The 26,801-nt window shown below is 29.2% G+C and carries 17 protein-coding genes; 8 read left to right on the forward strand and 9 right to left on the reverse strand.

Annotated features, from left to right (window positions below; translation table 11 throughout):
• Positions 1 to 230: 230 nt before the first annotated feature.
• Genes DS884_RS18805 through dnaA form a run of 4 tightly spaced genes read right to left on the reverse strand, consistent with a single transcriptional unit; the run spans position 231 to position 3,147 of the window.
• Positions 231 to 512, reverse strand: coding sequence for a hypothetical protein (locus DS884_RS18805; protein ID WP_158530849.1), 282 nt, complete (start codon positions 510 to 512; stop codon positions 231 to 233).
• Positions 513 to 552: 40 nt separating this feature from the next.
• Positions 553 to 1,257 (reverse strand): SAM-dependent methyltransferase, encoded by a 705-nt coding sequence (locus DS884_RS14835; RefSeq protein WP_093871387.1) that lies wholly within the window; start codon positions 1,255 to 1,257, stop codon positions 553 to 555.
• Positions 1,257 to 1,709, reverse strand: coding sequence for a low molecular weight protein-tyrosine-phosphatase (locus DS884_RS14840; protein ID WP_233487164.1), 453 nt, complete (start codon positions 1,707 to 1,709; stop codon positions 1,257 to 1,259). Before DS884_RS14840 ends, DS884_RS14835 begins: the two co-directional genes overlap by 1 nt.
• 13 nt (positions 1,710 to 1,722) lie before the next feature.
• Positions 1,723 to 3,147, reverse strand: coding sequence for a chromosomal replication initiator protein DnaA (gene dnaA, locus DS884_RS14845; protein ID WP_093871388.1), 1,425 nt, complete (start codon positions 3,145 to 3,147; stop codon positions 1,723 to 1,725).
• 169 nt (positions 3,148 to 3,316) lie between these two features.
• Here dnaA and DS884_RS14850 point away from each other — a divergent pair, with 169 nt between their 5' ends.
• From DS884_RS14850 to DS884_RS14875, 6 genes are all read left to right on the forward strand, one after another.
• Positions 3,317 to 3,715, forward strand: coding sequence for an acyl-CoA thioesterase (locus DS884_RS14850; protein WP_113787292.1), 399 nt, complete (start codon positions 3,317 to 3,319; stop codon positions 3,713 to 3,715).
• 20 nt (positions 3,716 to 3,735) lie between these two features.
• On the forward strand, positions 3,736 to 4,308 hold the full coding sequence (locus DS884_RS14855; protein WP_113787293.1) for a cob(I)yrinic acid a,c-diamide adenosyltransferase: 573 nt from the start codon (positions 3,736 to 3,738) through the stop codon (positions 4,306 to 4,308).
• Positions 4,309 to 4,410: 102 nt separating this feature from the next.
• Positions 4,411 to 4,632 (forward strand): DUF2795 domain-containing protein, encoded by a 222-nt coding sequence (locus DS884_RS14860; protein WP_047789198.1) that lies wholly within the window; start codon positions 4,411 to 4,413, stop codon positions 4,630 to 4,632.
• Between the two features lie 122 nt (positions 4,633 to 4,754).
• The gene (gene secA, locus DS884_RS14865) at positions 4,755 to 8,105 is read left to right on the forward strand and encodes a preprotein translocase subunit SecA (protein ID WP_093871391.1); all 3,351 of its coding nucleotides are present in this window, start codon (positions 4,755 to 4,757) and stop codon (positions 8,103 to 8,105) included.
• Between the two features lie 199 nt (positions 8,106 to 8,304).
• A complete protein-coding gene (locus DS884_RS14870; RefSeq protein WP_093871392.1) occupies positions 8,305 to 9,183 on the forward strand; it encodes a UDP-2,3-diacylglucosamine diphosphatase in 879 nt (292 codons plus the stop codon).
• Between the two features lie 7 nt (positions 9,184 to 9,190).
• Positions 9,191 to 10,201, forward strand: coding sequence for a glycosyltransferase family protein (locus tag DS884_RS14875; protein ID WP_113787294.1), 1,011 nt, complete (start codon positions 9,191 to 9,193; stop codon positions 10,199 to 10,201).
• On the opposite strand, the gene ung is transcribed toward DS884_RS14875, so the two are convergent.
• The gene (ung, locus tag DS884_RS14880; RefSeq protein ID WP_113787295.1) at positions 10,188 to 10,853 is read right to left on the reverse strand and encodes a uracil-DNA glycosylase; all 666 of its coding nucleotides are present in this window, start codon (positions 10,851 to 10,853) and stop codon (positions 10,188 to 10,190) included. The two genes, DS884_RS14875 and ung, sit on opposite strands and share 14 nt — an antisense overlap.
• 81 nt (positions 10,854 to 10,934) lie before the next feature.
• Between ung and DS884_RS14885 the strand changes: the two genes are divergently transcribed.
• Positions 10,935 to 13,142, forward strand: a complete 2,208-nt coding sequence (locus DS884_RS14885; protein WP_113787296.1) for an endonuclease MutS2 — start codon at positions 10,935 to 10,937, stop codon at positions 13,140 to 13,142.
• Positions 13,143 to 13,334: 192 nt separating this feature from the next.
• Here the strand turns inward: DS884_RS14885 and DS884_RS14890 are convergent, their stop codons facing one another.
• The 3 genes from DS884_RS14890 to DS884_RS14900 all read right to left on the reverse strand — a co-directional run bounded on the left by DS884_RS14890 (position 13,335) and on the right by DS884_RS14900 (position 19,783).
• Positions 13,335 to 16,715: a VIT domain-containing protein gene (locus DS884_RS14890; RefSeq protein ID WP_113787297.1), complete on the reverse strand. Its 3,381-nt coding sequence runs from the start codon at positions 16,713 to 16,715 to the stop codon at positions 13,335 to 13,337.
• A 131-nt stretch (positions 16,716 to 16,846) separates the two neighbouring features.
• Positions 16,847 to 18,964, reverse strand: coding sequence for an ATP-dependent DNA helicase RecG (recG, locus tag DS884_RS14895; protein ID WP_113787298.1), 2,118 nt, complete (start codon positions 18,962 to 18,964; stop codon positions 16,847 to 16,849).
• A gap of 15 nt (positions 18,965 to 18,979) precedes the next feature.
• Complete coding sequence (locus DS884_RS14900; RefSeq protein WP_093871398.1) at positions 18,980 to 19,783, reverse strand: SH3 domain-containing protein; 804 nt, start codon at positions 19,781 to 19,783, stop codon at positions 18,980 to 18,982.
• An 86-nt stretch (positions 19,784 to 19,869) separates the two neighbouring features.
• Here DS884_RS14900 and DS884_RS14905 point away from each other — a divergent pair, with 86 nt between their 5' ends.
• Positions 19,870 to 21,081 carry an RsmB/NOP family class I SAM-dependent RNA methyltransferase gene (locus DS884_RS14905; RefSeq protein WP_093871399.1) on the forward strand — a complete coding sequence of 404 codons (1,212 nt, stop codon included), beginning with the start codon at positions 19,870 to 19,872 and terminating at the stop codon, positions 21,079 to 21,081.
• Between the two features lie 92 nt (positions 21,082 to 21,173).
• Here the strand turns inward: DS884_RS14905 and DS884_RS14910 are convergent.
• The coding region (locus tag DS884_RS14910) for a T9SS type A sorting domain-containing protein (protein ID WP_113787299.1) at positions 21,174 to 26,801 on the reverse strand (5,628 nt) is incomplete at its 5' end.

Consider the following 26,801-nt stretch of genomic DNA (forward strand, 5'->3'; position numbering starts at 1 on the left):
TTTACTGCAAATCCAACTAAGAAAGAAAAAATTACTATAAAACCTTTAATAGAGGTTACAAATAAAAGGGATTTTAACTTTCCTTTTTTACAGAAAAATTTTATTGGTTTTCGTGAAGCCTTAGCATTCAAAGAGTCACAAGGTAGATATACTGTTGTTAATAAGCTTGGTTATCTTGGAAAATATCAATTTGGAAAATCAACCTTAAAAAGGTTTAGAATATATAACACTCATAAATTTTTAAAAGATCCTGAATTACAAGAAAAAGCATTTATAGCACTTTGTAAAGTTAATAAATGGATTTTAAGAAAAGATATTAGAAGAAGTGTAGGAAAAAGAATTAACGGTATTAAAATTACAGAATCAGGTATTTTAGCTGCAGCCCATCTTAGTGGTGCTGGTAACGTTAAAAAGTTCTTACGATCAAATGGTAAAATAAAATTTAACGATGCTTTTGGAACATCTATAGAGCAATATTTAAAGAAATTTGGCGGATACAATGTATCCAACATATCGCCTAATAAATCCCCGATTATTTAGCAGAAAGCCGGTTTACTTGTGCACTATGAAAATAGCTGGACGTTTATGTAAATCGGTTTTTACATTTTTCCACTCTCTTACTGTCAATGTTTTTATGTACTCAGTTGGTAATGTAATATCACAAGCCACACAAACTCTAGTTTCTGGAGATAATACAGCACGTAAATCTTCTAACATTTTTTCATTCCTATAAGGTGTTTCTATAAAAATTTGTGATTGATTTTTATCTCTAGAAAGTTTCTCTAAATCCTTTATAGCTTTTTTTCTATCAGATTTATCAATCGGCAAATATCCATTAAAGGTAAAGCTCTGTCCATTCATACCAGAAGCCATCATTGCCATTAATATTGATGACGGCCCCACTAATGGAACCACTTGAATTCCTTTTTGATGTGCTAGTTTTACAATAGTAGCACCAGGATCAGCTACTGCAGGAACCCCAGCTTCAGACAATAAACCAACTGATTTACCCTCTTCACAAGCATCTAAATAATTTCTAGTTTCCAACTCATCTGAATATTTATCTAACAACATTAATTGTAATGATGGTTGAGCTTTAGTTGGTGTTATTTTTTTTATAAATCTTCTAGCAGATTTTTCGTTTTCAACAATAAAAAAATCTAAGTGCTCTATAACTTTTTTTACAGATATAGGCATTACTTCTAAAGGCTCAGTATCTCCTAAAGTAGTTGGTATTAAATACAGTTTACCTTTCATTATTTGTTTATTTTAGAGCTAATTTCTTCACAAGCATTATTAAGCATTTGATATACATTTTCAAAACCTAATTCACCTCCATAATATGGATCTGGCACATTCAATTTTTGATCAGGATCTAATTCTTGTAGAATCATTTTTACCTTACTTTTATCTTCATAACTTCTAGATAAAGCAACTATATTATCATAGTTACTTTCATCCATTGCATAAATTACATCAAAGCTATCAAAATCTGTTACTGAAAATTTCCTAGATCGCTGATCTGTTATATTAATACCATATTTTTTTGCTACTGCAATAGACCTTTTATCAGGTAATTCACCTTCATGGTATCCAGCTGTTCCAGCAGAATCTACTTGCACATAGTCTGAAGAAACTTTAGATTTTAAAATACCTTCGGCTAATGGAGAACGACAAATATTCCCCAAGCAAACCATTAGTATTTTCATTTTATATCTATCTTTATAATGTTAATTTCTTAGTAAGATCTTCTACATACTTCTTAAATTGCTTGTCAGTTTCTGTCAGATTATCTACTGTTTTACATGCATGTAATACTGTAGCATGATCTCTTTGACCTATTTGACTTCCAATACTAGCTAAAGAAGATTTTGTCATACGCTTAGCAAAGTACATAGCTAATTGACGCGCTTGGACAATATGACGTTTTCTAGTTTTTGATTGTAGAGTAGCAACATCCATATCAAAATATTTAGATACTACCTTTTGAATATAATCTATAGAAAGTTCCTTTTTGGTGTTCTTTACAAACTTATCAACTATTTGCTTAGCCAATTCAATTGTAAATTCTTTTCTATTAAAAGAAGCTTGAGCAATCATTGATATAATAACCCCTTCTAACTCTCTAACGTTCGATTTAATATTCTTTGCTATATATTCAACTATTTCTTCAGGCATTTCAACACCATCTCTATATAGTTTATTTTGAAGTATTGAAATACGCGTTTCATAATCAGGTGATTGTAGTTCTGCTGACAATCCCCATTTAAAACGAGATAATAATCGTTGTTCAATATCTTGCATATCAACAGGAGCCTTATCAGAAGTTAAAATAACTTGCTTCCCATTTTGGTGCAAATGATTAAAAATATGAAAGAATACATCTTGTGTACCTGACTTACCAGATAAAAACTGAACATCATCAATTATTAATATATCAATCATTTGGTAAAAATGAATAAAATCATTTCTAGTATTTGATTTTACAGAATCAATAAATTGTTGTGTAAATTTTTCAGATGAAATATATAAAACTGTTTTATCAGGATATTTATCTTTTATCTCTACTCCTATAGCATGAGCTAAATGAGTTTTTCCTAAACCAACTCCACCATAGATTAATAATGGATTAAAAGAAGTACCCCCAGGCTTGTTAGCCACAGCCATACCTGCTGAACGAGCTAAACGATTTGAGTCACCTTCAATAAAGTTTACAAAATTATAATTTGGGTTTAATTGAGACTCTATTTTAACTTTCTGTAAACCAGGTATTACAAAAGGATTTTTAAGTTCACGTTTAGATTCTAAAGGAACCGTTACCTTTTGCGGTTTTAAAGGATTTCTATTAGAGCTAGGTATTTTTACAGTTTGCGGACTATTACTACTATACGTATTTTCCATACGTACATCATATACCAACTTTGCATCATTACCCAATTGCCTAACCAAAGCAACTCTTAACAATTTAATATAGTGTTCTTCTAACCATTCGTAAAAAAACTTACTAGGAACCTGAATAGTCAAAGCCTCCCCTGATAATTTTATGGGCTTTATAGGTTCAAACCAAGTTTTATACGCTTGAGGTTTAATATTATCTTTAATAAAAGACAAACATTCCATCCAAACTGAATCAGCTGTTTTAGTCATACTGGTTAAAAAACGATTTTTTTGTTAAAATTATTTAGATTATAGGGGATTCTAAACTTACATATTTGGATGAACAAAAGTGTGAATAAATTTTAGTATAAAAAAACCAAATCACTATTGATTATTATTTATTTTTTACGTATCGTTAGCTACATTTAAAAAAATACTTTTGCACGAACATTTTTCAACAATACGAATTCGATATTCAGAAACAGACCAAATGGGAGTAGTATACCATGGTAATTATGCACAGTTTTTTGAAATTGGTCGTACCGAATGGTTACGAACTCTTGGTGTTACCTACAAATATATGGAAAAAACAGGGGTAATGCTTCCCGTTATTTCATTAAACTGTAATTTTAAAAAATCTGCTTTTTATGATGATTTTATTACTATTAAAACGTACCTTAAAAAAACACCAACAGTTAAAATTGAATTTAACTATGAAATAGTTAATCAGGATAACGATATACTATGTACTGGAAGTACTTCACTTGCTTTTATTAATAGTGAAACAAAAAGACCTATTCGCTGCCCTGAATATTTACTTAACAAATTAAACAGCTAAACTAAGAACATTATTAATTTATGAAAATATATACAAAAACAGGAGATAAAGGAACTACCGCATTGTTTGGCGGTAGTAGAGTACCTAAACACCATATAAGAATAGAAAGTTATGGAACCATTGATGAACTTAATTCATATATAGGTCTTATTAGAGATCAGGAAATCAGTGATCATTTAAAACAGAGTTTAAATAAAATTCAGCACGACCTATTTACTTTAGGAGCAATGTTAGCAACTCCACCTGAAAAAGAAACACTAAAAAATGGTAAGGAAAGATTAAATATTCCAAAAATCGATACTACATCAATTGAATTTTTAGAAAATGAAATAGATATAATGAATGATTCACTTCCTCAAATGACTCATTTCATTTTGCCAGGTGGTCATCAAACTGTGTCATTTTGTCACATTGCTCGTTGTGTATGTAGAAGGTCAGAGCGCCTATCTGTTGCTTTAAACGAAGAAGATACAATTAGTGATACTATTTTAATGTATTTAAACCGACTTTCTGACTACCTTTTTGTGTTGGCACGGAAGTTGTCACATGAATTACAAGCAGAGGAAGTTAAATGGATTCCTGAAAAACTGTAAACTAAGTTCTTTAATTTATTTTTGCACATTTTATAAAAAAAACTTGACTTTTTAAAAAAAAAATTTATTTTTGCGAGAATCAAAAAACAAACCGATAAAGAAATGTATTGGACACTTGAATTAGCATCATATTTAGCAGATGCACCATGGCCTGCAACCAAAGACGAATTAATTGATTATGCTATTCGTACAGGAGCCCCTTTAGAAGTAGTGGAAAACCTACAAGACATTGAAGATGAAGGCGAAGCATACGATTCTATTATTGAAATTTGGCCAGATTATCCCACTGAAGAGGATTATCTTTGGAATGAAGATGAATATTAAAAAAATAACAAAAAAGTCTCTTTTTAGAGGCTTTTTTTTTGCTTACTTTTAAGCACAAACTTAATAACTATATAAACATGTTAATTAAATTTTTTAATTAACTGTAAAACAATATTTTAAAAATGAGTATTTTAAATTCGATTATAAAAGCTTTTGTTGGAGACAAACAACAAAAAGATCTAAAATCACTACAACCCATCGTTGAAAATGTAAGAGCTTTTGAAAGCTCTCTAAGTAACTTATCTAATGACGAGCTTAGAGCAAAAACTATCGAATTTAAAGAAGCTATAAAAGAAGCTACTCAATCTTTTAACAAGCAAATTGCTACTTTAGAAGAAGAAGTTTTAACTGCTGATATTGATAGACAAGAAGAAATTTACACAGAAATTGATAAATTAAAGGATGAAGCCTATGAAGCTTCTGAAGTAGTTTTAGAAAAAATAATGCCTGAAGCTTTTGCTTTAATTAAAGAAACAGCGAAGCGTTTTACAACTAATTCTGAACTTGAAGTAACTGCAACTCCTTTTGATCGTGAGTTATCAGCTACCAGAGATCATATCGCTTTAGAAAATGACAAAGCTTTTTGGGCAAACTCTTGGGATGCTGCTGGTAAAGATGTTACATGGGATATGATTCACTATGACGTACAGTTAATTGGTGGTTCAGTATTACATAAAGGAAAGATTGCTGAAATGATGACAGGAGAAGGAAAAACATTAGTTTCTACCTTACCTGTTTACTTAAATGCATTAACTGGAAATGGTGTACATGTTGTAACAGTTAATGACTATTTAGCAAAACGTGACCGTGCTTGGATGGCTCCAATTTTTGAGTTTCATGGTTTAAGTACTGATTGTATTGATTTTCATCAACCTAATTCGGAAGCACGTAGAAAGGCTTATAATGCAGATATTACTTATGGAACCAATAATGAGTTTGGTTTTGACTACTTACGTGATAACATGGCTAGTTCTAAAGAAGATTTAGTTCAACGAGCTCCAAACTATGCTATTATTGATGAAGTAGATTCAGTATTGATTGATGATGCTCGTACACCTTTAATTATTTCAGGAGCAGTTCCACAAGGAGATCGTCATGAATTTAATGAATTAAAACCATTAGTTTCTGATATTGTTTCTTTACAAAATAAACATTTAGTAGGTGTTTTAGCAGAAGCAAAAAAATTAATTAAAGAAGGCGATACCAAAGAAGGTGGTTTTCTTTTATTAAGAGTTTATAGAGGTTTACCAAAAAACAAAGCATTAATCAAGTTTTTATCACAAGAAGGAGTTAAACAAATTCTTCAGAAAACGGAAAACTTTTATATGCAAGACAACAATAAGCTAATGCCTGAGGTTGATGCTGAATTGTGGTTTACTATTGAAGAAAAAAATAACCAAATAGATTTAACAGATAAAGGTATTGCTCATTTATCAGATGTTACAAAAAATGATACTTTCTTTGTTTTACCAGATATTAGCGTTAAAGTAGGAGAAATTAATAATAATGACGCTACTCCTGAAGAAAAAGCAGATCAAAAAGAAGAATTATATAGAGACTTTAGTATCAAAAGTGAGCGTATTCATACGATGAATCAACTTTTAAAAGCATATACTGTTTTTGAAAAAGATGTTGAGTATGTTGTTATGGATAATAAAGTAATGATTGTTGATGAGCAAACTGGACGTATCATGGATGGTCGTAGATACTCTGATGGACTACACCAAGCTATAGAAGCTAAAGAAAGTGTAAAAATTGAAGACGCGACTCAAACCTTTGCTACAGTAACTTTACAAAACTACTTTAGAATGTATCGTAAGTTATCTGGAATGACAGGTACTGCTGTTACTGAGGCTGGTGAATTTTGGGAAATTTATAAATTAGATGTTGTAGAAATCCCTACAAATAGACCAATTCAAAGAGATGACAGACAAGATTTAGTTTATAAAACTACTCGTGAAAAATATAATGCTGTTATTGATGAAGTTGTTGAATTAGTAAATCAAGGAAGGCCTGTTTTAGTAGGTACTACTTCTGTAGAAATTTCAGAGTTATTAGGAAGAATGTTACAAATGCGTAAAATTCCTCATAACATATTAAATGCAAAACTACATAAAAAGGAAGCTGATGTTGTTGCCGAAGCAGGGAATCCTGGAGTGGTAACTATAGCTACAAATATGGCAGGGCGTGGTACCGATATTAAATTATCTGATGAAGTTAAAGCTTCAGGAGGTTTAGCTATCGTAGGTACTGAGCGTCATGATTCTCGTCGTGTTGACCGTCAGTTACGTGGACGTGCTGGTCGTCAAGGAGATGTTGGGTCTTCTCAGTTTTTTGTAGCCTTAGATGATAACTTAATGCGTAAGTTTGGTTCTGAAAGAATTGCTAAAATGATGGATAGAATGGGATTAAAAGAAGGTGAAGTAATTCAGCATTCTATGATTTCAAAATCGATTGAGCGCGCTCAGAAAAAAGTTGAAGAAAATAATTTTGGGGTTCGTAAACGATTATTAGAATATGATGATGTTATGAATGCACAACGTGAATTTATTTACAAACGTCGTCGTCATGCCCTAGATGGACAACGTTTACAAATTGATATAGCAAACATGTTATATGACACTTGTGATTCTGTTGTTAAGCAAAATAAACCTACTAAAAATTTCCAAAACTTTGAATTTGAATTAATTCGTTTTTCTTCAATGACTTCTCCTGTTTCAGAAGAAGAGTTTAATACTTTATCTGAAGAAGAATTAACTGATAAGTTATATAAAATAGTTTCAGAAAATTATAAAAATGATACTCAAAGAAACGCATCACAAGCATTCCCAGTAATTAAGAATGTTTTTGAAAATGAGGGTGATCGTTATGAACGTATTGTTGTTCCTTTTACAGACGGAAGTAAAACATTACAGGTAGTAACTAACTTGAAAGAAGCTTATGAGTCAGAAGGGAAATCATTAGTTAATGATTTTGAAAAAAATATTACCCTTGCTATTATTGATGAGAACTGGAAAGATCATTTACGTAAAATGGATGAATTAAAGCATACAGTTCAAAATGCAACTTATGAGCAAAAAGATCCTTTATTAATTTATAAGTTTGAAGCTTTTGAACTTTTCCAAGTTACTATAGACAAAGTAAACAAAGAAGTATTATCGTTCTTATTTAAAGGAAGACTTCCTTCTGAAAATGAATCTCAAATTTCAGAAGCACGTGAACAACAACGTGAAAAACTAGATTTACGTAAAGACGAAGTACAAAATTCAACACAACAAGAAATTAGTAATGCTCGTAACAATCAAACTCAAGAACAACAAGTTGTTGAAACAATTGTAAGAGATCAGCCTAAAATTGGACGTAACGAACGTGTTATTATCAAAAATGTAATGACAGGTGAAGAGAAAGAGGTAAAATTTAAACAAGCTATTCCTTTATTAGATCAAGGAACTTGGGTATTGTATAATAAATAATACTTATTAAAATATTCACAAGTAAAAGCTCGGTTATACCGAGCTTTTACTTTTTCCTAACAATCTACTTACAAAAAAGTAATCTTTTAATTACCAACACTTCACAATTTACTATCAGTAAGAAAACATAGAAAAAGTAGTTTTGAATTAAGATAAAGTATTATTAATAATTGCTTTATACGTTCAATATACTTTTAATATGAAGAAAAATAAAAAACGTAAACTAGATATTGTAGTTATTTCTGATGTTCATTTAGGTACTTTTGGTTGTAGAGCTACTGAATTAAATAACTACCTTAAAACAATAAACCCTAAAACAATTATTTTAAATGGGGATATTATTGATATCTGGCAATTTAACAAACGTTATTTTCCTAAACCTCATATGAAGGTTATTAAACAATTAATGTCTTTTATTACCTCAGGTACTAAAGTGTATTACATAACAGGTAACCATGATGAAATGTTACGAAAATTTAAAGGTTTTCGTCTAGGTAGTTTCGAAATCGTAAATAAAGTAATATTAGATATAGATGGTAAAAAAGGGTGGTTTTTTCATGGAGATGTATTTGATGTAACAATGCAGCATTCTAAATGGCTTGCTAAATTAGGAGGAATTGGATACGATACACTAATAATGATAAACACTGCTGTGAACTGGATTAGTGAAAAACTTGGTTACGGAAAACTTTCTTTTTCCAAAAAAATTAAAAATAGTGTAAAAAGTGCTGTAAAGTTTATTAATAATTTTGAAACTATTGCCTCTGATATTGCTATTGAAGAAAGCTATGACTATGTAGTTTGTGGACATATCCATCAACCAGAAATAAAAGAGATTGAGAATAATAATGGTAAAACATTATACTTAAATTCTGGTGATTGGATAGAAAATTTAACTGCTTTAGAATACCATGATAAAAAATGGAATTTATATGAATATGAAAAAGATGAAACAGCCAAAAGTATTCATCTTAATTATAAAATAAAAGACCTTGAGTTAATTGAAACTGAAAATGATAATACAAAACTCTTTGAAGAGCTTTTAATTGAATTTAACCTTAATAAAAACGTAAAATAAATACCATATGAGAATATTATACGCAATACAAGGAACAGGAAACGGTCATGCAAGCAGAGCTATTGAAATTATTCCATTTTTACAACGAAAAGCAACTGTTGATGTTTTAATAAGTGGGTATCAATGTGAATTAAAATTCCCTTTTGATATAAAATATAAATTATATGGGTTAAGTTTCATTTTTGGAAAAAAAGGAGGAATAGATGTTTGGAAAACACTACAAAAAATAAAGCTTAAAAAGCTATATAATGAAATACAATCAATTCCTGTTCAAAATTATGATCTTATAATAAACGACTTTGAACCTATAACTGCATGGGCTGCAAAATTAAAAAATGTTCCTATTATTTCTTTAAGTCACCAAAACGCTGTTTTAGATGACAAAGCCCCAAAATACGGAACTTATAAGTTTGAGCGTTTAATTTTAAAATATTATGCTCCAGCTAACGTAAAATTCGGGTTTCATTTTAAACCATATTCTTCTGCCACCTTCTCTCCTATCATTAGAAAAGATATTAGATATAGAAATAGTACAAATAAAGGACATTATACTGTATACTTACCCGCATATAGTGACAAGAAAATAATTAAAGTTTTATCTGAATTTAAAAATGTTAAATGGGAAGTATTCTCTAAACATACTGATACCCATAAATACAAAAACAATATAGCAATTAAACCTATTAATGGTAATGACTTTATAAAAAGTATAGCATCTTCTGCAGGAGTATTATGTGGAGCTGGTTTTGAAACACCAGCAGAAGCTTTATATTTAAGAAAAAAACTTTTGGTAATACCTATGAAAAATCAATATGAACAGCAATGCAACGCTCTAAGTTTACAAGAAATAGGTGTTACGGTACTTAAAAAATTTAATAAAAATCAATATTCAAAAATTGCAAAATGGGTAAAATCAGCAAAAATTATTGAAGTAAGTTACCCAGATATTACTGAGGATATTTTAGATGCAATAACCTTACCTTTTTACAATCAATCTATACTTCCTACCATTGTATAGTTAACATATTTTTATTTTCTAAAAATATGTTTGTCTTGGAAAAATGTTTATTTCCAAACCAATAACCTCTGTTGGCACTTAAAGGTGATGGGTGCCCTGAGGTTAATACACAATGCTTGGAAACATCTATTTTTGCTCCTTTCTTTTTTGCATAACCTCCCCATAATAAAAAAACCACATCCTCTCTATGTTCAGATATTGCAGAAATAACCGCGTCGGTAAAAAGCTCCCAACCTTGTTTTTGATGACTTCCCGCTTCTCCTTCTCTTACGGTTAATGTTGCATTCAATAAAAGCACTCCTTGTTTTGCCCATCTTGACAAATCACCAGATTCTGGATATGGGATGTTTATATCTGATTCAATTTCTTTAAAAATATTAATTAATGATGGTGGATGTTTTATATTTTCATGAACTGAAAAACACAAACCATTCGCTTGGCCTTCTCCATGATAAGGATCTTGCCCTAAAATTACCACTTTAACATCTTCAAAAGAACATGCTTCAAAAGCTTTTAAAATAGTTGAATTTTCAGGGTAGCAGGTAAAAGTATTGTATTCATTTTTTACAAATGAAATTAACTTCTTAAAATATTCTTTATCAAACTCTTCTTTCAAAACATTTTTCCAACTATCAGCTATTTTTACTTCCATTGTTTCTTATTTTTGTTCACCTAAAAATCTGAATTATCTATTTTTTGGATTTTTGTAATTAAATTTAATCAAAAATAAACATTGAAAACCGCAATAACTGACAAAACACTACAAGATTTAGAATTCAATTCTGTTCTAGAACAAGTGAGTGAGTTTTGTATTTCTGATTTAGGAAAAGAAAACGTTTTAATATCAAAACCATTTTCTCATGTAAAAAAACTTTTTTTTGAGTTAAACATGGTAAATGAGTATGTAAGTTCATTTGAAAACGAGAACCGAATACCTAATCATAGTTTTGAAAATATTACCGAACATATTAAACGATTAGCTATTGAAAATAGTTTTTTAGAAACTGAGTTTTTTTTAAAATTAGCAACTACTACAGAAACTGTAAATGAATTAAAAAAGTTTTTAAAAAAATTCACCGACTACTATCCTAAATTAGCTCAGTTAAGTGATACTGTTGAATACACAACTTTTGTTTCTGATGCTATTACAAAAATAATTACTTCTTATGGCGAAGTAGCTGATAATGCCTCACCTGCATTAAAACAAATTCGAAAAGATATAAATAATGTTAGAAGTAAAATATCAGAAAGTTTCTCACGAGCATTAAGTAAAAATATCGCAAGTGGTTATTTAGATGATATTAAAGAAACAATAGTAGATAACCAACGTGTTTTAGCTGTTTTAGCTATGTATAGGCGAAAAGTTAAAGGAAGTTTATTAGGAGCTTCAAAATCAGGTAGTATTGTATATATAGCTCCGCAAGCAACTTTAGCATATAGTAGAGAACTACAAAATTTAATATACGAAGAGAAACAAGAGGTTGTAAAAATTTTACGCGCTCTAGCTGAAGAAATTAGACCTTACACACCTCTATTAGAGCAATATATTTCATTTTTAACACACATAGATGTTATTGGTGCAAAAGCAAAATATGCTAAAGAAATTAATGCCATTTTACCTAAAATAGGAAAAACTAAAAAGGTATTTTTTAAGAATGCCTATCATCCTATTTTATGGAGAAAAAATAAAGAGAAAGAAATAGAGACTATTCCTCAAACAATTGAATTAAATGAGAAGCAACAAATAATTGTTATTTCTGGACCAAATGCAGGAGGAAAAAGTATTACTCTTAAAACCATTGGATTATTACAATTAATGCTTCAAAGTGGATTATTAATTCCTGTTCATGAGCGGAGTGAAACTTGTATTTTCAGTACAATATTAACCGACATAGGAGATAATCAATCTATAGAAAACCAACTAAGTACTTATAGCTATCGATTAAAAAACATGCGCTATTTCTTACGAAAATGTAATGAAAACACATTGTTTTTGATTGACGAATTTGGTACTGGATCTGACCCAGAGTTAGGTGGTGCTTTAGCTGAAATATTTTTAGAGGAATTTTATGAGAAAAAAGCATATGGTATTATAACAACACATTATGCAAACCTAAAAGTATTAGCTAATGAATTAGATAATGTAACCAATGCTAACATGCAATTTGATGAACGTACTTTAGAGCCTCTTTATAAATTATTTATAGGTCAAGCTGGAAGTTCTTTTACCTTTGAAGTAGCTCAAAAAAATGGTATTCCTTATAGTTTAATAAATAGAGCTAAAAAACGTGTTGAAACTGAAAAAGTTCGTTTAGACAAAACAATTTCTAAACTTCAAAAAGAAAGAAATAGGCTTCAAAAGACCTCAGATAACCTTGAAAAACAAAAAACTAAAGAGTTAGAACATCTTGAAAATTTAAAAGAAAAAGACCAAAAAGTTCGTAAAAAATTAGAAGGTTTTCAAGAGCTATATGATAATAATCAACGTATGTTATCTTTAGGTCGTTCTGTTAATGAGCTTTTTAATAAATATTTTCAAACAAATAATAAAAAAGAGCTTTCTACAAATTTTTTTAAGTGGGTAATGGCTGAAAAAACTAAATACACTAAAAAAAATCCACCTAAGAAAAAAACAAAGACTGAAAAAAACCAAGAGAAAATTATTGAAAAAGAACAGAAAGAGATTATAAAAAAAGTAGAGCAAGAAGTTTTACAAAAAGTAGTTAAAGTTAGAGAAGAAAAGAAAAAAGAAGCAGAGAAAATTGCCAAAGAAAGAGCTGCTTACGTTTTTAAAATTAATGATAGAGTTCGATTAATTGATGGAAATTCTGTTGGTAGTATTGATAAAATTGAAAAAAATACTGTTTTTATTAATTATGGAATTTTTACCACTAAGGCCACTATTAGCCAATTAGAATTAGTTGAACGCGCAAAAAAATAAATTAAACTTCAAATTTTTATTAGGGTATTTTATTATTTGATTGTTTTATAGCTGCAAAATAATATTCTCTGAAAAATGAAGGGGTCAGAAAATATTTAAATGCTTAAATTGTTTGGTTAAGCCTCTCGTGTATTTGAGAGGCTTTTGTTTATTATATTAAATTAAAGCTTCTTTAATATTTTCTAAATTTATTTAGTTAAAAATCACTTCTCCTAAATCTAAAATTTCTTTAACATTTGTAAGCCTTACTAAACGTTGTTTTTTTACTTCATTTTTACTTCCATAAAACTTATACATTGTTATTTTAAGAAAAGTAGGTCCAGATATTTTTTCTTGACCAGTTGAATAATACTTAATTTTAATTTTATATTTCCCCTTTAGCCCTTTTTTTAATATGAATTGTTCTGGTCCAAAACCATCAGTCATATCATTTGACATTAATCCTCCTATTTTCGTTTTTTTATGTTTATAATAGCACTTTTCTCCATTTGGATCAATAACCCATAAATCAATATCTGTATCATTATGATTCCAATCAATTAATACTCTTATGTCTGTATTTATTTTTTTTAAAACTCTTTTATCTAAATGAGATGTTACTAATTTATCATTATACAAGTTAATCATTCTATTTAACTCATTTAAAGTTATCGTTTCAATTCCTGAAAAGCGTCTATTTTCATCCTTACTTAACAATTCTCCATTAACTATTTTATATAATAAATCAACAGATTTTTGATACTCTCCAACATATTCATATACTAATGCTAAATCTCTATACGATTGAATATCTTCTGGTCTTAACTTTAAAATTTCTTTATAAATAAAAGCTGCATACTCATATAACTTATATTCTTCAAATTTATAAGCTAAAGCTTTTAATAACTCATAATTATCTAAATCAATTTCTGCTACGTTTGTTAAAACTTGAATAGCTAATTTCAAATTCTTACTCTTTTTAAAAAAATCCGCAACATCTATATAAAAAGAAGGAGATTTTCCATAATTTTCTCTTAACTCTAAATATTTAGTATATGCTTCTTCTATATTTTTGCACTCATCTAACAATTTTAAATAAGGCGTTTTAGGATTCCATCCTTTTAACTCAATTTTTTCTTTTACTAATTCTTCAAAATCAAGAATATCATCTGAATCGTCTTCATGTCCCTTCTTTGTAATATATACTAGAATTCCATTTTTTCCTTTCTGTCCATAAATACTTATCCCTTGATCCGATGTTAAACTATATAAAGAGTGAATATTATCTGCATTTATACTAGGCTTTTTAATAACTTGTATACCATCAACTATATACAAAGGCTCTTTATTTTCTATATTTAAAGAATTGACACCTCTAGTATTTATTCTACCACTTTTATTTATATTAACTCCTGGCGTAACTCCATCTAAACCTTGATCAACAACACTTTCTGCTCTAATAACACTTACTGAAGCCCCTAATGCTTTTACCTCTCGTCTAGCTCCATAAGCAGTTACCACAACTTCATCTAAAACATTATCATTCTCCATTAATATATTTACTCTATTAGATACTCCTATTACTTTTTGAATAGTTTTCATCCCTACAAAGCTAAAAACAAGTTCATCTCCTGTTCTAACCTTTATGGAATACTTCCCATCAAAATCAGTTTCGGTTCCCGTAGTTGTTCCTTTAACTAATACAGTAACACCCGGTAAAAGCCCAGATTCATCTCTTACAACACCTCTTGCAAAGAACTCTCCTCTTTGTAAAATCGTATCACTAATTATTTGAAAAGTACGAGGAGTAATGATAGGATTCTTATTTTTTTTTATTGCTACTGTTTTAATTATTTTAATTGGTTTAAAATCTTTATCATACCATCTAAAAAGTGTATTATACTCTCTAAATAAATCACCTTTTAAATTATTTAATAGCTGTTTTTTATTGTTCACTTTTTGTGCTAATAATTCTTCATATTTTTCTTGTAGTTCACTAGGTGGTTTTATATTATGAGTCACATAATCTTCTACTCTATCTAAAATAAGCATAGAAGTAAATGGACTTATTATATCATACTTCTTACTTAGTTTAAGAATTTCTTCTTTATTTTTTTCTGACTCTAATACTAAATCATTCATCTTATTTTGAGCCCATATTTTTGACACTAATTTATTTCTATTTTTCCTTTTTTTGATTTTAAATGATATTGTTTTTACAGTATCAAATCCATTACCTAAATAAATTTGTATTTTTTTATTAATGAAGTTTCCTTTGCCTGATATAAAAAATTGATTATCAACAACACTTCCTTTTTTAGGATAAAATTCAATCTCTTCACCTGCTAAGTTAGTTCCTAATATTTGTATTTTTTTTTCTAAAAACTTATTGAATGCTTGTTTTATAGATGTTTGAGATAAATTTAAATAAGCTCCTCCACTTTTTTCTGCCTTATCTTTCAATAAAATATGATTAGCTGATTCACTACTGTTTATGATATATGAATTTTTATTAAAATTGAATTTTAAAGTACTTAATGTATTTAAACCATCAGTGAATACCATGTTTATAGCACTAGTACTTTTATGCTTTGATAAAAAATTAAATGATGATGCTCCATCATAAACTGTATTTTCAAGTTTCGTTTTTAACTTATTCCAATTTCCATTAACTACCGAAAACCTTTCTTTAGCCCTGATTTCTGTATTAAATAATAATAAATCTACCTTACAATTTTTTACTTCTTTAAAATACAAGTTTAGCAATGCTAATTCTCTTTTTACATTTTTATTTTTTTGAGACAATGATTTATCCCATAAAATGGTAATCTTCTTTTTTAACTTCCTACTTACTTTTTCAATATTCAAACTTTTAGTAAAATATAAATAGTTTTTATAAGTAAGTATTTTTTCTTTGTTATGATTTAATGGTATCTCTATTAATACAGGTTTTGATACCCTTTGTTTATTTCTATTTATTTTTAAAAAGAACGTGTTTTTATCTGAATCAAAAACAAATTCTTTATTAAACCCCTTTTTTAAAATTGGTTTATTTTTTTGATTTAAAACTTTTATTGATAATGAAAACTCCTCTAATTTATTTTTAAAATTAAATGGTAATTTATAATAATAAGAACCAGAGTTAACTATAAGTTTTTGCTGAAATTCAACAACTACTCTTTTATATCCTTTAGCCGGTATTGGGTAAATTCTTGCTTTATAATTGTTTCCTTTAGTTTGTTCTAATAGTGCAGGATCTATTTTAGTTCTGACTGTAGTTTCAAATGCTACTCTTGCTTTTTCTTTTTCAACAATTACTGCCTTTCTTAGTTTGTCATTTATTTCAAGGGAAAAACTAGTAACTGATTGATTTTCGCCTAAAGGAAATACAAACTCTCCCTCTAAAACTCTATTATTAGGATTGTAAAAATGCATATCAAAAGTAGTTGTTGCAATATCTCCTGTAATGATAGTTCTTACATGTAGTTTTTTTACAGAAATATGCTTTTTTCCTATTTTAATTTTTGGAATTTCCTGTGCTTGAAGTATTACTGAAGTTAGTAATAAAAATACGTATAATAATTGTTTACTCATAGTGCTTCATTTTATTTACACTAAAAGTATTTGTATTAATTATCGTAAAAAAACAGCTATGAGTAAACTATAACTTTTTATTAGTAAACTGACTCTTTTAATTAGTTTATTGTTTTATGTTCATATAATAGCTAACTAATATTACTCCAAATACCTGTTTTCTTTTGTAATTGTGTGTAAATTTTTAATAAACCAGAATTCTTAGGTTGAGACAAAGCTGGGTCTTCTTGTAATAAATTAATAGCTGTTTGACGAGCTTTATATAGTATAGGAGAATCTTTTATCACGTCTGCTATTTTAAGGTTTAACACACCACTTTGTTGAGTTCCCATTATATTTCCAGGACCTCGAAGTTTTAAATCTACTTCTGCTATTTTAAACCCATCAGTAGTATCTACCATTGTTTTTAAACGTGTTTTCCCGTCAGAAGATAACTTATAACTAGACAATAATATACAATAGCTTTGATCAGCTCCCCTACCTACTCTTCCTCTTAATTGATGTAACTGACTTAATCCAAATCGTTCAGCGCTCTCAATTACCATAACTGATGCATTAGGTACGTTAACACCTACTTCAATTACAGTAGTAGCTACCATAATTTGTGTTTCACCATTTACAAAACGATTCATTTCATAATCTTTATCAGCAGGCTTCATTTGTCCGTGAACAATACTAATTTGATATTTAGGTGAAGGGAACTCTCGTGAAATACTCTCATATCCATCCATTAAATCTTTATAATCCATAGCTTCAGATTCTTGAATTAACGGATAAACTACATATACCTGCCTTCCTTTAGTAATCTCATCTTTTAAAAACTTAAAAACTCCTAAACGATTGCTATCATACCTATGTATTGTTTTTATTTCTTTACGCCCAGGAGGTAACTCATCAATAACTGAAATATCTAAATCACCATATACAGACATTGCCAAGGTTCGAGGTATTGGAGTTGCTGTCATTACTAAAATGTGAGGAGGTACTATTTCTTCATTTTCTTCTTTTCTTCCTTTATTCCATAGCTTAGAACGCTGAGCAACTCCGAAACGATGTTGCTCATCTATAATAGCTATTCCTAAATTTTTAAACTGTACTTTATCTTCTAATATAGCATGGGTTCCTATTAAAATATGTAAACTTCCATCTTCTAATCCTGCATGAATCTCTCTTCTTTTTTTAACTTTTGAAGAACCTGTTAATAAATCAACTTTTATTGTTGTATTCTCTAAAAGCTCAACAATACCATTATAATGCTGTATAGCTAAAATTTCAGTAGGGGCCATTATAGTAGCTTGAAAACCATTATCAATAGCTAACAACATTGTTAATAAAGCTACAATAGTTTTTCCTGACCCTACATCACCTTGAAGTAACCTATTCATGTGTGCACCTGAACCTAAATCTTTTCGTATTTCTTTTAATACTTTTTTTTGTGCATTTGTTAAATCAAAAGGTAAATTATTATTATAGAAATTCGTAAAATTCTCTCCAACTTTTTCAAAAACAAATCCTTTTATTTTTGATTTTCTAATCAATTTTTTTTGTAATAATTGTAATTGAATAAAAAATAGTTCTTCAAACTTTAACCTAAATTGAGCTTTAGTTAATAGCTCTTGATTTTTAGGAAAGTGGATATTTAATAAAGCTTCTCGTTTTGCTATTAGTTGGTGCTCATTTAATAAATAAGTAGGTAATGTTTCTTCAATTGATCCAAATACTTGCTTAAATAGGTATTGGATCATATTTCCAATTACCTTATTACTTATCCCTTTATTAGTTAATTTTTCAGTTGAAGGATACACTGGCTGCATAGCCATTTGTAATTTGCTTTTATACACTTGAACTGTTTCCATTTCCGGGTGTGGCATGCTAGCAGTTCTATTATACCAATTTAGCTTACCATAAATAACATAAGGTACATTTACTTTTAAATTATCTTTAATCCATTTCGCTCCTTTAAACCAAACTAACTCCATAGAACCTGTAGCATCAGTAAATGTAGCTACTAACCTACTTCCTCTTTTTTGTTTTACATTTTTAATACCTGTTATTTTACCTACAATTTGTACTTCAGAAGAATTTTGTTGTAGTTGATTAATTGTATAAAACTGAGTTTTATCTACATAACGAAATGGAAATAAATGCAGTAAATCTCTACACGTTTTTATCCCTAATTCAGAATATAATAATTCTGCTCTTGCAACACTAACTCCTTTTATATATGTAGTAGGATGATTTAAATTCATAGAATTTAATAACGACTATTTTTTATTAGTATCAATAATTAATTCTTTTCCTTGCCAAACAAATTGTTTAGTTTCTATTGTTATTTTTTTATGTTCTGTAACTTCATCTATCATTTCTCCACGTTCACTTTTTAAAATAATTTTATCTTTTTTACCACCAAAATCAGAAGGAAAAACAACATCTTCCTTTAACCAATATAAACCACCATCTGCTACTGAAGACAATTCAATGGCTTTTATTAAGGAACTTCCTGTATTAAATAAATAATAACCTCCTCCATCAACACCACAAGCTTCTGCTAAATAATCAATATAAATCATGTTTTTTATTGATTCTACTCCTTTATTATCTGATACACTTATTGAAAAAGTAGTTGTAGCTATTCTTGTGCTATTTTCTATATAATCTTCATTTCCATTAACAACTCTTGTAAGTACAAAATAGTCATCGTTTATCTTTTTTAAAGAAATTAAATATATAGAATTTTTTATTTTTTTAATGTCTTTTGATATCAATCCTCCTAATAAAAAACCTTCTTCTCCATTACTGGTTTTTATCTTATACCAAGGCCAATCAATTCCATTATATAATTTTATTTTATTAGTCTTTTCTATAACAAATACCTCTGTACTTATTTTTAATAATGAAATTACTTTAGAGCTAGTATTGGGTTCTTCACGTAACTTAACATCATTCCCAAATAAATATACTTTTTGATTGGGTTCAAACTCTTTAGTCGGTGTAATATATACCTCTTGAGCAACCATTTGAAAAACAACACTAAAAAAAAATAATAGTATTAAATTAAATAACTTCATGCATCGATTCTTTAGCTTTTTTTACTCTTAACGAAAATACAAAAAACCAGTAAATTCAACTATCTTTGCAGTCTTAAATTCATCAAATGAGATTACATAGAAACTTAGTGTACACGGTTATTGATAGCTTACGTGACATTTTTAATGAAGAGGTTTATGCCGATAAAGCTGTTGAAAAAGCTTTGAAAAGAGATAAGCGTTGGGGGGCTCGTGATAGAAAATTCGTTGCTGAAACCATTTATGAAATTGTACGATGGAAACGATTATATGCTGAAATTGCAAATGTTAAAACTCCTTTTTCACGACCTGAATTATGGAGAATTTTTGCAGTTTGGTGTGTATTAAAAGGAATTAAATTACCTGATTGGAATCAAATAGAACCTACACCAAATAGAAGAATTAAAGGTAAATTTGATGAGCTTTCAAAAATTAGAAAATTTAGAGAAGCTATTCCTGATTGGATTGATGAAGTTTGTGTACAAGAATTAGGTGAAGAACTTTGGACGAAAGAGATTGCTGCTTTAAATAAACAAGCCCAAGTTATTTTACGTACTAATACATTAAACATTTCTAAAGAAAAATTACAAAAAGAATTAGCTTCAGAAGATATTGACACTGAATTTATAAAAGGACATGATGATGCTTTAAAGTTAGTAGAACGTGCTAATGTTTTTAAAACTGAAGCTTTCAAAAAAGGTTATTTTGAAGTACAAGATGCTTCTTCACAACTTGTAGCTGCTTATTTAGATGTTAAGCCAGGTATGAAAGTAGTTGATACTTGTGCTGGTGCAGGTGGTAAAACACTTCATTTAGCTTCTTTAATGGAAAATAAAGGGCAAATTATAGCTATGGATATTTATGAGAGTAAACTAAAAAAATTAAAAGTTCGTTCTCGAAGAAATGGTGTTCATAATATTGATACTAAAGTTATTGATTCTACTAAGGTTATAAAAAAATTACACAATAAAGCAGATAGAGTATTAATTGATGCTCCATGCTCTGGACTTGGTGTGATAAGAAGAAACCCTGATAGTAAGTGGAAATTACAACCTGAGTTTTTAACTAAAATAAGAAAAACACAACAAGAAGTATTACAGCAATACTCTAAAATGGTAAAACCTGGAGGTAAACTTGTTTATGCAACATGTTCTATACTACCTTCTGAAAACCAAGAACAGGTTAACACTTTTTTAGCTTCTGAAGCAGGAGCAGAATTTTCTTTTGTTAAGGATAATAAAGTATTGGCTCATCTTTCTGGTTTTGATGGTTTCTATATGGCTTTACTAGAAAAGAAATAGTCTGTTTAAGTAAAAAAATAAATCTAATTAAAAACCCCTTTTGAAAAATCTCAAAAGGGGTTTTTAATTATGAATAAAATATAACTAGGTTATTATTTAATTATTATTTTCTTTACTAACCTTTCTTTATCAGATTCTATTAAAACTACATATATTCCAGTTACTAAAGTTAAATCATAATCAATTGTATATTCAGACTTACCATCAAGCTTTTTAGCACTGATTAGATTATTCTTATACATACCGAAAATCCTTACATTAACTTTATTTTCTTTTTTAAGTTTTACATCTAACTTAAACTTTCCATTTGATGGATTAGGATAAACTACAAAGTCTTTTATCATAGGTTGACTTCCTGTACTATCTTTTACATCTTTATCCGTATCGTTTTCTATAACATAAATAGTTTTTGTAATATATTCTTCACATTCTCCTATCCTTGTTACAAGTGTTATTTCGTACTCACCAACCTTATCAAAAAGAACTTCTACATAACTACCTGATTCGTTTATAATTTGTCCTTCGTTAGGTACAATCCAAACAGACTCTTCAGGCTCAGGAGAGCTTACATTAACAGCAATAAAGCTTTCATTAACAAAAACCTGTGTAGAAACAATAAAGTTAGCTGAAATTTCTGTACTTGTAGTTTTTACAATTATTTCATCAGTTACTGAACAACCTTTCTTATCTGTTGAAATTACTTTATAGGTTCCCGATTCATTTACTTCAACCATTGAATCTGTACTTGTAAACCCATTACTTGAAGTCCATGAATAATTTACACCATCTTTAATACTTCCATCTAAAATAATTTTTTGTCCTTTACATAAAGTAACATCCTTTCCTAAATCTAATTTAATTTTCTCTGGACTTGTTATTTTAAAAGATTCAGTAATACTACATCCCTTATTATCGGTTATTATAACACTGTAGGTTCCTTCAATTAAGTTATTTAATGTATTAGAAACACTTCCATTACTCCATTTATAACTATAAGGCATAGCTCCTCCAGCTACTTCAAGTTTAATTTCCCCATCATTACCTTGATAACAAGTTGGGTTAATTAAACTGTAATCATCTAATTTTAAAGGTTCAGGTAAAACTATAGTTATATTATTTGAAACTTTACATCCATTAAGATCAACTACTGTTAATTTATATGATCCAGTTTTTATATCTTTTAAATTTGATGTATTATCACCAGTACTCCATAAATAAGTGTAGGGTGCGGTTCCTCCACTTATTGTACTTTTAACTTCCCAATCATTTCCTATTCCACAGTTTACATAATCAGAAGTTAATTTTAATTCAAGTATTGATGGTTCTTTTAATTCATACTTCGAACTAGTAACTATATTATTATTCGCATCTGTTATAATAACATAATAAGTACCTCCCGATAAATTACTTAAAGTAGAAGTTGTTCCTATTACAGTAGCATTTCCATCTTTATACCATTGATAAGTATAATTTTTGACTCCTCCATTTACTACTGCCTCTATTTCTCCATTTGAAGATCCATTACAGCTTATTATTGAATTACGTTTTATACTAACTTCTAGTTTTTCAGGCTCAGATAATTCAAAAGTCTTTTCTGTACTACATCCCTTTGAATCTTTAACCTTTAATTCATACGTACCTTTCTGTAAGTTTTCTAAATGTAAATTAGATGGTAAGCTTATTCCATTACTAGCTACCCAAGTATACGTATAAGGCGCTGTTCCTCCTTTTATTGAAGTTTCAATATGACCATTTGATAATCCAAAACCTGTTGGATTTGCTAATGATAATTCAGTTATCTTTAAGCTCAATGGAGCTATTAACTCTACCTCTTTTGTAATTTTACATCCATTTACATCTACTACTGTTAACGCATATGATCCTGCTTTAACATTCGTTAAATTTGATGAATTATCACCTGCATTCCACAAATAAGTATATGGTGCAGTTCCTCCCAATACTGTAGTTTTAATTTCCCAATCATTACCTGTTCCACAATTTACATAGTCAGCATTTAAGGCTAGTATTAAAATTGACGGTTCAATTAACTCGTATTTCGAACTTGTAACAGTATTGTTATTAGCGTCTGTTATAATAACATAATAAGTACCTCCTGATAAATTACTTAAAGTTGAAGTTGTTCCTTGTAATAAAGGAGTCACTTCTTTATACCATTCATAAGTATAACCTTGAACCCCTCCATTTACAATAGCCTGTAATTCTCCATTTGAAGAACCATTGCAACTTATAACTGAATTACGTTTTATACTAACTTCTAGTTTTTCTGGTTCTGTTAATTTAAAAGTCTTTTCTGTACTACACCCTTTTGAATCTTTAACCTTTAATGTATACCTACCTTTCTGTAAGTTTTCTATTCGTAAATTAGATGGTAAACTTACGCCAGAACTAGTTATCCACGAATACGTATACGGTGCGGTTCCTCCTTTTATTGAAGTTTCAATATGACCATTTGATAATCCAAAACCTGTTGGGTTTGCTAATGATAACTCGATTATCTCTAAGCTCAATGGAGCGACTAACTCTACCTCTTTTGTTATTTTACATCCATTTACATCTACTACTGTTAACGTATATGATCCTGCTTTAACGTTCGTTAAATTAGATGAATTATCACCTGTATTCCACAAATAAATATATGGTGCGGTTCCTCCTGTTACTGTACTTTTAACTTCCCAATCATTACCTGTTCCACAGCTAACATAACCTGAAGCTAACCCTAGAGTTAATATTGATGGTTCTGTTAATTCATACTTAGAACTAGTAACAGTATTGTTATTAGCATCAATTATAATAACATAATAAATACCTCCTGATAAATTACCTAAAACAGCTTTCGTTCCTACAACAGAAGGACTTCCTTCTTTATGCCATTTATAAGTATAACCTTTAACTCCTCCTTTTACTACTGCTTCGATTTCTCCATTTGAAGATCCATTACAGCTTATTATTGAGTTACGTTTTAAACTTACTTCTAGTTTTTCTGGCTCTATTAATTTATAAGTCTTTTCTGTACTACATCCTTTTGAGTCTTTAACCTTTAATGTATACGTACCTTTCTTTAAGTTTTCTATACGTAAACTAGATGATAAGCTTACTCCATTACTAGCTTCCCAAGAATACGTATAAGGCGCTGTTCCTCCTTTTATTGAAGTTTCAATATGACCATTCGATAATCCAAAACCTGTTGGATTTGCTAATGATAATTCTGTTATCTCTAAATTCAATGGAGCTACTAACTCTACTTCTTTTGTTATTTTACATCCATTTACATCTACTACTGTTAACGTATATACTCCTGCTTTAAAATTCGTTAAATCTGATGTATTATCACCAGTATTCCACAAATAAGTATATGGTGCAGTTCCTCCTGTTACTGTACTTTTAATTTCCCAATCATTTCCTGTTCCACAACTAGTATAATCTGAAGTCAATTTTAGTACCAATACCAATGGTTCTGTTAATTCATACTTTGAACTTGTAACAGTATTATTATTAGCATCTATTATAATAACATAATAAATACCTGCTGATAAATTACTTAAAACTGATTTAGTTCCTAGAACTGAAGTATTTCCTTCTTTATGCCATTTATAAGTATAATTTTTAACTCCTCCTTTTACTACTGCTTCGATTTCTCCATTTGAAGATCCATTACAACTTATTATTGAGTTACGGTTTATACTAACTTCTAGTTTTACCGGCTCTGTTAATTCAAAAGTCTTTTCTGTTTTACATCCTTTTGAATCTTTAACCTTTAATGTATATGTACCTTTTTGTAAGTTTTCTATACGTAAACTAGATGATAAACTTACTCCATTACTAGCTTCCCAAGAATACGTATAAGGCGCTGTTCCTCCTTTTATTGAAGTTTCAATATGACCATTCGATAATCCAAAACCTGTTGGATTTGCTAATGACAACTCAGTTATCTCTAATTGTAAAGGCTCAGTAATTTTAATAACAAATTCATCTTTTCCTTCAGAATTTAAAGCAAAACAATTATTACCATCCTTCAATTGGATTTTATGATTTCCTGGCTTTAAATTTTTAACTTCAGCAGTATTTGAATTTACTATTATCCAACTTGAATACCCTGTTCCTTCAAAAGCATATCTATATTTATATATATTATTACCTCCTTTAACATTAAATGTAAAACTTCCATTGTCAGCTTTATTACATGACACGTTTTCACTTAAAAAGTCTAACTCAATCTTTGTAGGCTCTTTAACTTCATAAAGAGGACTTTTTTCTTTAATTCCTGCTGCATTATCTACAATTACATAATAGGTACCAGCTACGATGTTTGTTAATTGTTTTTTATTGCCAACAATTGAATCATCTGATGCATTGTACCAAGTATATTTATTACCTCCAGCTCCTCCGATAGTTATAACATCTAAAATTGCACTTTTACCATTATAACAAGTTATCTCTTGCAACTGTTCAACAGATACTAATAATTCACCTGGATTAGCTAAATTATATGTTTCTTCAACAATACATCCTTTAGAGTCTGTAACTCGAATAGTATATGTACCTTCACCTAGTAAATTGATCTCATCGTCTTTTAAACTTGAATTAGCATCTTTTATAATATCACCTTTTTCATTTTTCCATAAATAATTATACGGGCTAACTCCACCAACTATTTTAATACTAATCCTTCCGTCATTAATTAAATCTGATGTTGGTCTAAATAAATTGGTTTCTGAAATTTCATACAATTCAGGTTCATTAACTTTTATTGAATCATTAGTTATAGAACAACCATTTTTATCAGTAATCGTAACTGAGTAAACACCTTGTTTTAATCCACTTATTAATTTATTAGTATCTGTTGAATGTTTCCAACTATATGTATAAGGTGCTGTTCCTCCTTTGGCTTCAACTAAAATACTTCCTGTAGAACCTCCGTAACAATTAATATCAACAACTTCTAATTTTGAAAATTCAAGCTTTAATGGTTCACTTAAATTAATAGAAGATACTTTGGATTTGTTATTATTCTTATCCGTAACTTCTAAATTATAAACTCCAGATACCTCTTCTATAAACGTTGAAGTTGAAATTACCTTTCCTGTTGAATCTGTCCATTTATAAGCATATGGTAAAACTCCTCCAGTTACTTTTGAGCGTAACTGGCCTGTTCCTCCATTACATAAAATAGATACTTCCTCTACTTTTGCCTCTAATAATAATGGTTCCTTGATTATATGAGTGCTAGTTGACGTACAATTTCCTTTATCTGATACAAGCAACGTATACGTTCCACCACTTATATTTAATAACTCATTTGTAGTACTTCCTAATACTTTTCCTGTTGAATCTTTCCATTGGTAACTATAACCTGGAGTTCCTCCATTCGCTGTTATTTTTATTGATCCATTTGATAATCCAAATCCAGTTACATCTTTCTCCTCTTCTGTACTTATTGATAATCCAGTAGCTGGAGTTGTTACTTTTATTAATTTACTTATCTCACATAAATTCTTATCGCGAATCGTTACTGTGTAATCTCCTCCTGTTAATGAACTTATACTTGAACCTGTTGCTCCATGTTTCCAACTATATGTATAAGGTGCTGTTCCGCCTTTAGCTTCAACTGAAATACTTCCAGTTGCTCCTTTGTAACATAAAACATCTACAACATTAATTGTTCCAAATGCTAATACGTCTGGTTCTACTAAATTAATAGA

Origin of the sequence: Tenacibaculum sp. E3R01 (assembly GCF_003318185.1) — a bacterium.
In the GTDB taxonomy this organism is placed as follows: domain Bacteria; phylum Bacteroidota; class Bacteroidia; order Flavobacteriales; family Flavobacteriaceae; genus Polaribacter; species Polaribacter halocynthiae.